Source organism: Streptomyces glaucescens (genome assembly GCF_002154375.1).
Taxonomy (GTDB): Bacteria; Actinomycetota; Actinomycetes; order Streptomycetales; family Streptomycetaceae; genus Streptomyces; species Streptomyces glaucescens.
In genome coordinates this window covers 1-9,632 of sequence record NZ_MUND01000728.1, presented here as the reverse complement: position 1 = coordinate 9,632, position 9,632 = coordinate 1, and the positions used below count along the sequence as shown (strand labels likewise).

At 74.0% G+C, this 9,632-nt stretch carries 10 protein-coding genes; 5 read left to right on the top strand and 5 right to left on the bottom strand.

Going from position 1 to position 9,632, the window contains the following annotated elements; genetic code table 11:
• Positions 1-201: 201 nt before the first annotated feature.
• Positions 202-1,680 (bottom strand): MocR-like pyridoxine biosynthesis transcription factor PdxR, encoded by a 1,479-nt coding sequence (gene pdxR / locus CCN42_RS36145; RefSeq protein ID WP_086741570.1) that lies wholly within the window; start codon positions 1,678-1,680, stop codon positions 202-204.
• Positions 1,681-1,726: 46 nt separating this feature from the next.
• Between pdxR and CCN42_RS36140 the strand changes: the two genes are divergently transcribed.
• Complete coding sequence (locus tag CCN42_RS36140; RefSeq protein ID WP_086741569.1) at positions 1,727-2,317, top strand: carboxymuconolactone decarboxylase family protein; 591 nt, start codon at positions 1,727-1,729, stop codon at positions 2,315-2,317.
• A 60-nt stretch (positions 2,318-2,377) separates the two neighbouring features.
• On the opposite strand, the gene CCN42_RS36135 is transcribed toward CCN42_RS36140, so the two are convergent.
• From CCN42_RS36135 to CCN42_RS36125, 3 genes are all read right to left on the bottom strand, one after another.
• The gene (locus CCN42_RS36135; RefSeq protein WP_086741568.1) at positions 2,378-3,865 is read right to left on the bottom strand and encodes a glutamate synthase subunit beta; all 1,488 of its coding nucleotides are present in this window, start codon (positions 3,863-3,865) and stop codon (positions 2,378-2,380) included.
• Positions 3,866-4,086: 221 nt separating this feature from the next.
• Positions 4,087-4,566, bottom strand: coding sequence for an anthrone oxygenase family protein (locus tag CCN42_RS36130; protein WP_086741567.1), 480 nt, complete (start codon positions 4,564-4,566; stop codon positions 4,087-4,089).
• Between the two features lie 188 nt (positions 4,567-4,754).
• Entirely contained in the window at positions 4,755-5,456 is a 702-nt protein-coding gene (locus tag CCN42_RS36125) for a DUF2293 domain-containing protein (RefSeq protein ID WP_086741566.1), read from the bottom strand.
• Between the two features lie 226 nt (positions 5,457-5,682).
• Between CCN42_RS36125 and CCN42_RS36120 the strand changes: the two genes are divergently transcribed.
• From CCN42_RS36120 to CCN42_RS36110, 3 genes are all read left to right on the top strand, one after another.
• Positions 5,683-6,336, top strand: a complete 654-nt coding sequence (locus tag CCN42_RS36120; protein ID WP_086741565.1) for a nucleoside/nucleotide kinase family protein — start codon at positions 5,683-5,685, stop codon at positions 6,334-6,336.
• Positions 6,337-6,419: 83 nt separating this feature from the next.
• The gene (locus tag CCN42_RS36115; protein ID WP_086741564.1) at positions 6,420-6,815 is read left to right on the top strand and encodes a PPOX class F420-dependent oxidoreductase; all 396 of its coding nucleotides are present in this window, start codon (positions 6,420-6,422) and stop codon (positions 6,813-6,815) included.
• A 173-nt stretch (positions 6,816-6,988) separates the two neighbouring features.
• Positions 6,989-7,408 (top strand): CBS domain-containing protein, encoded by a 420-nt coding sequence (locus CCN42_RS36110; protein ID WP_086741572.1) that lies wholly within the window; start codon positions 6,989-6,991, stop codon positions 7,406-7,408.
• A gap of 12 nt (positions 7,409-7,420) precedes the next feature.
• Here CCN42_RS36110 and CCN42_RS36105 read toward each other — a convergent pair whose 3' ends face one another.
• Entirely contained in the window at positions 7,421-8,548 is a 1,128-nt protein-coding gene (locus tag CCN42_RS36105; protein WP_086741563.1) for a magnesium and cobalt transport protein CorA, read from the bottom strand.
• A 205-nt stretch (positions 8,549-8,753) separates the two neighbouring features.
• Here CCN42_RS36105 and CCN42_RS36100 point away from each other — a divergent pair, with 205 nt between their 5' ends.
• Positions 8,754-9,473 carry a methyltransferase domain-containing protein gene (locus CCN42_RS36100; protein WP_086741562.1) on the top strand — a complete coding sequence of 240 codons (720 nt, stop codon included), beginning with the start codon at positions 8,754-8,756 and terminating at the stop codon, positions 9,471-9,473.
• The last annotated feature ends 159 nt before the right edge of the window (positions 9,474-9,632 follow it).

Genomic DNA, 9,632 nt, shown 5'->3' with positions numbered 1-9,632 from the left:
ACGAGGGACTCCGCCCGGCGCGCCGAGAGCACGCACCAGACGCCGCGGGGCCCGCCCTTCGGGCGGACGACGGGACTTTGCGGACACGACCTAGGAGGGCTGCGAGGTTGGAGCGCCTCCCGCGTGGATGCCTCCGGAGGCTTCCGGATGTCGGGGGGACGACCGCAGGGGAGCGCCGGTCGCCGTCCCCCCCCGCCCGCCTCACGCCGGCGGCAGCACCCCGCACAGCGCCTCCAGCGCCGCCGCGTATGCGTGCTCGGAGGGCGTCGCATAGCCCACGACCAGCCCGTCCGTGACGAGCCCGCCCCCGGCGCGTACGCTCCCGCCGAGCCCGTCCGGCACCGCCGTGGGGGCCTCCGGGTGGCGGAACTCCGCCAGGCCGTCGAGGGCGATCCCCTGCCACGTGGCCGCTTTGACGGCGGACCGCTCGGTGCCCGGCGGCAGCCGCAGCACGGCGTGCAGCCCCGCCGCGACACCGGTGACCCCGACGTGCGGCGCCCGCTCGGCGAGCGCGGCCACGAGCCGGTCCCGGCGACTCCGGTACCGCTGCCGCATGCGTCGCACATGACGGTCGTACGCCCCCCGGGCGACGAAGTCGGCGAGGCTCAGCTGGTCCAGCACGCTCGCCCACGCCTCCCGCTCGCCCTTGGCCGCGAGAACGCCGTCGACGTACCGCTCCGGCAGCACCATCCAGCCCAGCCGCAGCGCCGGCGACAGGCTCTTGCTGACCGAGCCGAGGTAGACGACCCGCTCCGGATCGAGGCTCTGGACGGCGCCGACGGGCTTGCGGTCGTAGCGGAACTCCCCGTCGTAGTCGTCCTCCAGGATCAACCCGCCACGCGCGCGTGCCCAGTCGACGACGGCGGCCCGGCGGGCGGGGTGCAGCGGCCCGCCGGTGGGGAACTGGTGGGCGGGCGTGAGCAGTACGGCCCGCTCCCTCGCCAGCAGATCGACCCGCGCGCCGTCCTCGTCCAGGGGCAGCGGAACGGTGCGGACGCCCGCCGCGGTCAGCAGATCGCGGTGGAAGCCGAGCCCGTACGACTCGACGGCCAGCGGACCGCGCAGGACGGCCGAGCCCCCGCCGGGGCCGCTCGGCTGGAACAGCAGCCGCAGGGCGTGGGCGAAGCCGGAACAGATGACGATGCGCTCCGGCGCGGTGCGCACCCCGCGCGCGCGTGCCAGGTACTCGGTCAGCGCCTCGCGCAGCTCCCGGCGGCCCGCAGGATCGCCGGGCCCGAACACCTCGTTGGGCGCCTGCTGGAGCGCGCGGCGGTAGGAGGCGAGCCATTCCGCGCGGGGGAACGCCGACGCGTCCGGGACGCCTTGGCGCAGGTCGTACCGGGGGCCACGCGCGTGTGCAGGCGACTTCTTGGGCACCCGCGCGGCGGCCTCGAGGGGCTCGGCGCGGTCGGCGACCCGGGTGCCGGACCCCTGACGGGCGGTCAGCCAGCCCTCCGCGACGAGTTCGGCGTAGGCGTCGGCCACCGTGTTGCGGGCGACGCCGAGGTCGGCGGCGAGCGAACGGTAAGGCGGCAGCCGGGTGCCGGGCGTCAGCCGTCCACTGCGTACGGCCTCGCGCAGCGCCCGGATGAGCGCGGCCCGCCGCCCGCCCGGACCCGACAGCTCCAGGTGCAGGTCGGCGCCGATGCGCTCCGCCTCATTGACCCACGAATCATCCACAGAAATGCACCCTACCGCCGGTCTTTGCGGGCCGTAGGTTGAAGCCATGACGACGCAGACGACGCAGATGACGCAGACCGCTCGGACGACGCAGACCGCGCAGGTGCTCCGGGCGGCGCACGAGGCCCGGGTCGATCCCACCGGCGCGGCGGCCGCCCCGGCCGGGGAGTCCCCGGCCGGGCAGCGACCCCGCCTGGACTTCGCCCGGTCCGCCCCCAAGGCCTTCCGCGCCCTCGTCGGCTTCGACGCCGCCGCCCGTGCCGGCCTGGACCCGGCCCTGGTCGAACTGATCCAGATCCGCGCCTCGCACCTCAACCACTGCGCGTACTGCCTCCACATGCACACGAGCGACGCGCGCCGGGCCGGCGAGAGCGAGGAGCGGCTGCACATGGTCGCCGTGTGGCGCGAGGCCCGGCACTTCTTCACCGCGCGGGAGCAGGCCGCCCTCGCCCTGACGGAGGCCGTGACTCTGGTGGCCGACCGCGGGGTCCCGGACGAGGTCTACGCCGAGGCCGCGGCCCACTTCGGCGACGAGGAACTAGGCCGGGTGCTGGCGCTGATCTTCGCGATCAACACCTGGAACCGGGTCGCCCTGGCCACGGCGAAGCGCGCCGGCACGGACGAACGCCGCCGCTGACGCCCGCGCGGGGGACGAGCGGGGAGCAGGAACACCGCCGCTGACGGACTCCCGCCCCGGTCACACGCCCATCGGCCGGTCGTACGGCCCGATCGGCGCCGGCAGACGGGTGCTGCCCGTCAGATGGCGGTCGACGGCCGCGGCCACCGCCCGCCCCTCCGCGATCGCCCACACGATCAGCGACTGCCCCCGGGCGGCGTCCCCGGCCGCGAACACCCCGGGCACGCCGGTCGCGAAGCCGCCGTCCCGGGCGAGGGTGCCCCGCGGGTCCAGGGCCAGCCCGAGCTGATCGACGATGCCGTCCTCCCGGTCCGGCCCCGAGAAGCCGAGGGCGAGCAGCACCAGGTCGGCGGGGAGCGCCCGGCCGGTCCCGGACCGCGGGCGGCGCTCCGCGTCCACCTCGACGAGATGGAGCGCGCGCACGTGTCCGGCCGCGTCGCCCGTCAGCCGCAGCGTCGACGCCGCGAACAGCCGGGCGTCCGCGTCCGCCGCCGGTGCCGTCCGCAGCGCTCCGGCCTCCTCGTGCGCGGCGGACAGCCGGTAGATCCGCGGGTACGTCGGCCAGGGCTCGGCGCCCTCGTCGCGCTCGGTGCCGGGCTGCGCGTAGATGTCCAGCTGGGTCACGGACGCGGCGCCCTCCCGGACGGCCGTGCCCAGGCAGTCGGCTCCCGTGTCACCGCCGCCGACGATGACCACGTGCTTCCCGGCGGCGCACAACGGCGAGGACTCCAGATCCCCCTCGCACACCCGGTTGGCCAGCGGCAGATACTCCATCGCCTGGTGCACCCCCGCCAGCTCGCGCCCCGGAACCGGGAGTTCCCGCGAGGCCGTGGCCCCGGTGGCGATCACCACGGCGTCGTGGCGGGCCCGCAGCTCCGCCGCGTCGACGTCCCGCCCGACCGCCGTGGAGGTGCGGAACCTGGTCCCCTCGGCCCGCATCTGCTCCAGCCGCCGCTCCAGGTGGTGCTTCTCCATCTTGAACGCGGGGATGCCGTAGCGCATCAGACCGCCGGGCCGGTCGTCCTTCTCGTACACGACGACCGTGTGCCCCGCCCGGGTGAGCTGCTGGGCGGCGGCCAGTCCGGTGGGGCCCGAGCCGATCACCGCGACCGTCCGCCCGGACAGCCGGTCCGGGGGGCTCGGCGGCGCGAACCCCTCCTCCCAGGCGCGGTCGGCGATCGCGCACTCCACGTTCTTGATGGTCACGGCCGGCTGGTTGATGGCGAGCACACATCCCGCCTCGCACGGCGCCGGACACAACCGGCCGGTGAACTCGGGGAAGTTGTTCGTGGCGTGCAGCCGGTCGGCCGCGTCCCGCCAGTCCGCGCGGGCGACCAGGTCGTTCCACTCGGGGATCAGATTGCCCAGCGGGCAGGCGTGGTGGCAGAACGGGACACCGCAGTCCATGCAGCGATCGGCCTGCCCACCGATGATCGGCAGCAGCGCTCCCGGGACGTACACCTCGTTCCAGTCCCGCACCCGTTCCGCGACGGGACGGCGGGGCCAGTCCCGGCGGGGTGTGGTCATGAATCCCTTGGGATCGGCCATGGCCGTCTCCCTACGCTTCCTGGCGTGCGTTCCTCGCGCACGCGTGCGACGGCCGTACGGCATCGGCGGCACCCTTCCGGACACGATACGTCCCGATCGCGGTGTGCGCAGAGGGGCGGAGAACGGGTCCCGCGGGCTCCGAGCTCTCCGGTCCTCCCGGCCCGGAGCTTCTTCCGGTCCTCAGACCTCTCCGGGGCCTTCGGGGCGTCCGGGCCCTCGGGTCACGTCAGCGCCAGCACGTACGCGAGCGCGGCGGCGGCCGAGGCGACCGTCCGGACGTGGTTCCACGCCGTCCACTCGCGCAGGTACGACGGCCAGTACGCGGCGGCCTCCGCCGTACCCGGCCGCAGCCGCCCCAGCGCCTCGTTGCGGGGCACGTTGGCGGCCGCCGTGACCCCGAAGGAGCCGAACAGGTACAGCGCGCTGCCCAGCAGAAGTTCCACCGCGCCCAGCCGCGGCCACAGCGCGAACGTCACCACGGCGATCACCGCGCACAGCACCGCGGAGCCGAGGAAGACGGCCATGAAGGCCGGTCGCACCGCCGCCGCGTTGACCGCCTGCATCGCGGCGACACCCTGCGCGGGCGGCAGGGCGGTCAGCCCGCGCATCACGAAGGCGGAGAAGGCACAGAAGACGCCGGCCACCAGGCCGGTCCCGAGCACTCCCAGCACCGTGAGCACGAAAAACGGTCCGTCGATCATGTCGCCCTCATCTCCCCGCCGGACCGGCCGGACACCCGTCCGGTCCGCCCCTGCCGACTGCCTCCCAGTCAAGCCGGGCCCGCACTCCCGGGCCATGCCCGAGCGCCGCACTCCCATAAGCGAGCGTCCAGATCCCCGCCCGCCGCACACCACCCCCTCACCGCTTTCGGTGTCGCGGTGGCGCGGCCTCACCCGGCCGATTCGATCTCCGCTTCCCGCCAGCCCCGGAGCACCGTCTCCACGGCTGCCGCGATCCGCCCGCGCGCCTCGTGCCGGGGCACCCCGTTCATCAGCAGCCGGTCGTACGGCGTGTCCCCATGCCGCACGGAGGCCACGACCGCCGAGACCACCGCCCCCTCGGACAGCGCACGGCCCGCCGCGCTGCGGCCCACCCGTCCGCTGCCCCGCACCGAGGCATGCGCGGCGATCTCCCGGGCCCGCCCGGCCGGGCAGCCGGGGAACAGCCGGCGTATCTCCGCCGCGAACGCCTCGGCGAACCGCGCGTCCTGCTCCGCCCGCCGCCGCGCGTCCCGCGTCCGCCGCCGGCGCCGCACCTCGGCGTCCGCCAGGCAGCGCCGCTCGGCCCGGGCGAGCCCCGTCGCCTCCACGAGCACACCCTGCCGCTCGTAGCGGCCCTTGCGCCGGTTGAACCGTACGACCATCACCGACAGCCCGCTCTCCTCGCGCGCCCTGCGGGTCAGCGCCGTGTCGCCGCGCGGCAGGAGCACCAGGTGCCCGAGGTCGGCGCAGTCCAGACAGCGCGGCACCCCGTCCTCCAGGACGAGCAGCGGCAGCGGCCCGCGCCGGCACGCGGCACACCGCTTGCGCCGCAGCGGCTGGACGGCGAGAAGTCCCGGATGGGACCGGGGAGTTGCGGGCAGGACGGCCATACCCTCTTCATGCCCTCGGACCCCAGGGCGCCACGCCGCCGGTCCGGCACACTCCGCGGCACGGCGGGGGAGGGCCGGGGCGTCCGCTGTCCGGAAGAGGCCGGCGGTTCGAGCGAAGCGGCGGCTGGAGCCGAGCCGGCGCCTGAATCCCTGCCCATCTCCCCGAATTGCCCGCCGCCCGCCGGGCCGTGATGCGGGACGCGTCCCGACCGCCCGGTGACGCATCATGGGCCGTGTGCGACTCGAACCGATCACCTGGGACCGGCTCGGCGATCTTCTGACCGAGCGGCTGCTCGACCTGAAGCCCGGCGACAAGCCCGGCGACGGCAGCCCCTGGCCGCGCGTCGCATTCGACGGCGCCCCGGCGGCCCGGCCCGGGGACCTCGCCCAGCGGGTCCACGAAGCCCTGCGCCTGCGCGGTCGCCCCTCGATGGTCGTGGGCACGGAGGGCTTTCTGCGCCCCGCCTCGGTCCGGCTGGAGCACGGCCACCGGGACGTGGAGGCCTATTACGACGGCTGGCTCGACACCGGGGCGTTGTGGCGCGAGGTCTTCGGGCCCCTCGAACCCGGCGGCGACGGCCGCGTCCTGCCCGATCTGTGGGACCCGGCGACCGACCGCGCCACGCGCAGCCCCTATGTACGACTCCCGCCGGGCGGGCTGCTGTTGCTGCACGGGCCACTCCTTCTGCGGCACTGGTTCCCCTTCGACCTGACCGTCCATCTCCTCCTCTCCCCGGGCGCCCTGCGCCGCCGCACCCCCGAAGCCGACCGCTGGACCCTGCCCGCCTTCGAGCGCTACGACGCCGAGACCGACCCCGCCGGTACGGCCGACGTCCTGGTCCGGGCGGACGATCCGCGACACCCGGCGTGGAGCGGCTGATCAACCCAACTCCCGCGCGCTCGAAGCTTTTTGATTCCCGACACCCCCAGCTCTTTTATATGCATGGACTTACCGTAGGGGGTATGACGATCTCCCTCGACGACTCGGTGCGCGCCCTCCTCGACGGCAAGAACTTCGCCAGCGTCGCCACCCTGGGCCCGGACGGCGCCCCGCAGAACTCCGTGGTCTGGATCAAGCGGGACGGCGACACGGTCCTGTTCTCCTCCACCGACGGGCGGCAGAAGGTGCGCAACCTCCGTCGCGACCCGCGGATCAGCCTCTCCGTGTTCGACCTGGCCGACCCCTACACCTCGGTCGAGATCCGCGGCACCGCCGAGATCGTCCCGGACGAGGGCAAGCGCCTGCCGCACGAGCTCTCGCACAAGTACCTGGGCATCGACCCGCCCGCCGAGAAGGACGACGAGGTCCGCGTGATCATCCGGGTCGTGCCGCGGAAGGTCGTCGGCTTCTCGGTGTGAGCACCACGCCCGCGGGCCACCGGGGCCACGGTGTCGCCTCCGCCCCGGGTCCACCCGCTCTCGGACTCCGGCTCCGGGTGCGGGTGCCGGAGGGCGCGGCCAGAATGAAGGGGGCCGGGACCAGCGGTGCCCCCCTGCACCGCGCCGGCCAACCCGGCACCGGGAGGTACCTCATGACCACAGCCGGAGACATCATGCACCGCGGTGCACAGTGGATCCCCGCCCACGAGACACTGGACCGTGCCGCCCAGCTGATGCGCGAACTGGGCGTGGGCGCCCTGCCCATCAGCGACGAGAACGAACGGCTCTGCGGCATCCTCACCGACCGCGACATCGTCGTGGGCTGCGTGGCGATGGGCCGTGACCCGTCCAGGGTCACCGCGGGCGAGATGGCCCAGGGCACGCCGCGCTGGATCGAGGCGGACGCCGACATCGGCGATGTGCTCCGGGAAATGGAGGACCACCAGATCCGCCGTCTTCCCGTCATCGAGAACAAGCGCCTCGTCGGCATGATCAGCGAGGCCGACCTGGTCCGGAACCTGTCGGAGGATCAGATCGCCGAGTGGGCCGAGCGCGTCTACGCGAAGAGCTGACGCCCGCCCGGGTCAGAGCCACCCGTTGCGCCGGAAGCCGCGGTACAGCACCAGGCACGCCAGCGATATGACACCGATGACCATGCCGTAGCCGTACCGCCAGTGCAGCTCCGGCATGTGGTCGAAGTTCATGCCGTACATCCCGCAGACCATCGTCGGCACGGCGACGATCGCCGCCCACGCGGTGATCTTCCGCATGTCCTCGTTCTGCGCGACCGTGACCTGGGCCAGGTGTGCCTGGAGGATCGAGTTGAGCAGTTCGTCGAAGGCGGCGATCTGCTCCGCGACGCGCAGCTGGTGGTCGGAGACGTCGCGGAAGTACGCCTGTATCTCCGGGTCCACCACCCTCATCGGCCGGGCCGCGAGATCCAGCAGCGGCCGGCCGAGCGGGACCACGGCCCGCTTCAGCTGCAGCAGCTCCCGCTTGAGCTGGTAGATGCGGCCCGGGTCGGCCCGGGCGCCGTTCTCCGCGAAGACGTCCGTCTCCACCTGGTCGATGTCCCCCTGGACCGCCTCCACGACGCCGAGATAGTCGTCGACGACGTTGTCCGCGATCGCGTGCAGCACCGCCGACGGCCCTTTGACGAGCTGCTCCGGGTGGGACTCCAGGTCCTCGCGCAGGGGGCCCAGCGAGCCGTGCCGGCCGTGGCGCACGGTGATCGCGAAGTCCTCGCCGACGAACACCATGATCTCGCCGGTGTCCACCACCTCGCTGGTGGCCGTCAGCTCCTCGTGGTCGACGTAGCAGACCGTCTTGAACACCGCGAACAGCGTCTCGCCGTACCGCTCCACCTTCGGGCGCTGATGGGCCTCGATGGCGTCCTCGACCGCGAGCGGATGCAGGTCGAACAGCTCGGCGACCCCCGCGAACTCCTGGACCGTCGGCTCGTGCAGGCCGAGCCAGACGAAACCGCGGCCGCTCTTGCGGACCCGCTCCACCGCGTCTGCCAGGTCGCCGCCGAGGGGGACCCGGGCGCCCCCCTCGTACGCCACGCAGTTCACGACCGAGGAGCCCAGCGGGGAGCGGGCGGGGTGGCTCAGGTCGACGCGACGGCGCCGCCGGGCCAGCCGTGCCACCGTGCGGAGGCCGCCGACCCTGCCAAGACTCGTCACCTTCCGCAGATTCCCTGCCATGGACATCTGGATCTCCTCGCGTGGATCCTCGCGTCGCGTTTCCGCGCCTGTCGCGCCAGTGTGCCAGGGCTGCGCGCAGGCCGGGAAAGCCTGTGGGAGGTGGCGATTCCGCTTTGTTCCCGCCTGTGGACAACGGGACTTCGGAGGGCCTTCGGTGAGCCCCGGAGCGTCGACCGTTCCGGACAAGTCGGACAAGTGGGATGATCTCGATATGACGCTCACCGACGAGAATCCCCCGGACCACCGGCGGGCCGGGGTGGCGGAACGGTCCGCCGCCCTCGCCGCCCTCTTCGACCCCACGACGTTCCGGCATTTGGAAGGGTTCGGCGTCGGCCCCGGCTGGCGCTGCTGGGAGGTCGGCGCGGGCGGCACCACGGTCGTCTCCTGGCTGGCCAAGAAGGTCGGCCCGACCGGCAAGGTCGTCGCCACCGGCCTCGACCCCTCCTGGGCCGCGGTGCCCGCCCGCCCGCCGGTGCAGATCCGCCTCCACGACGTGAGCGTCGAGGAGCCGCCGGGGGAGGGGTTCGACCTCGTCCACGCCCGGCTGGTGCTCGCCGAGGTGCCCGACTGCGTCCGTGCGCTGCGCTCGATGGCCAAGGCGCTGCGTCCCGGCGGACGGCTGCTCGTCGAGGACGTCGACCTCGCCCTGCAGCCGCTGGTCTGCCCCGACGAGCACGGTCCCGAGCACCAGCTCGCGAACCGGCTCCGCCAGGCGCTGCGCCAGCTCCTCGCCGGGCGCGGCGCGGACCTCGCGTTCGGACGCGGCCTCCCGCGGCTGCTCCGCGCGGCCGGACTGCGCCGAGTCGAGGCCGACGCGTACTTCCCCGTCGCCTCGCCCGCCTGCGCCGCGCTGGAGGCCACGACGACCCGCCAGATCCGCGACGAGCTGANNGCACCGCCGATGATCTCGGCGTGGGGGCGCAGGATGTGAGAGGCGGGGCACTGCCCGCCGGACTGTCCATGGGCGCTCTCCGGAGCCCTTTCCGGAGCGTTACCGGAGCGTCTTTCCAGGGCGCCTTCCACAAGCGGCGCAGACCTCGCGTACGGACCGCTCCGGCACCCGCCCCGGGTCAGCACGGCACCGGTGGTC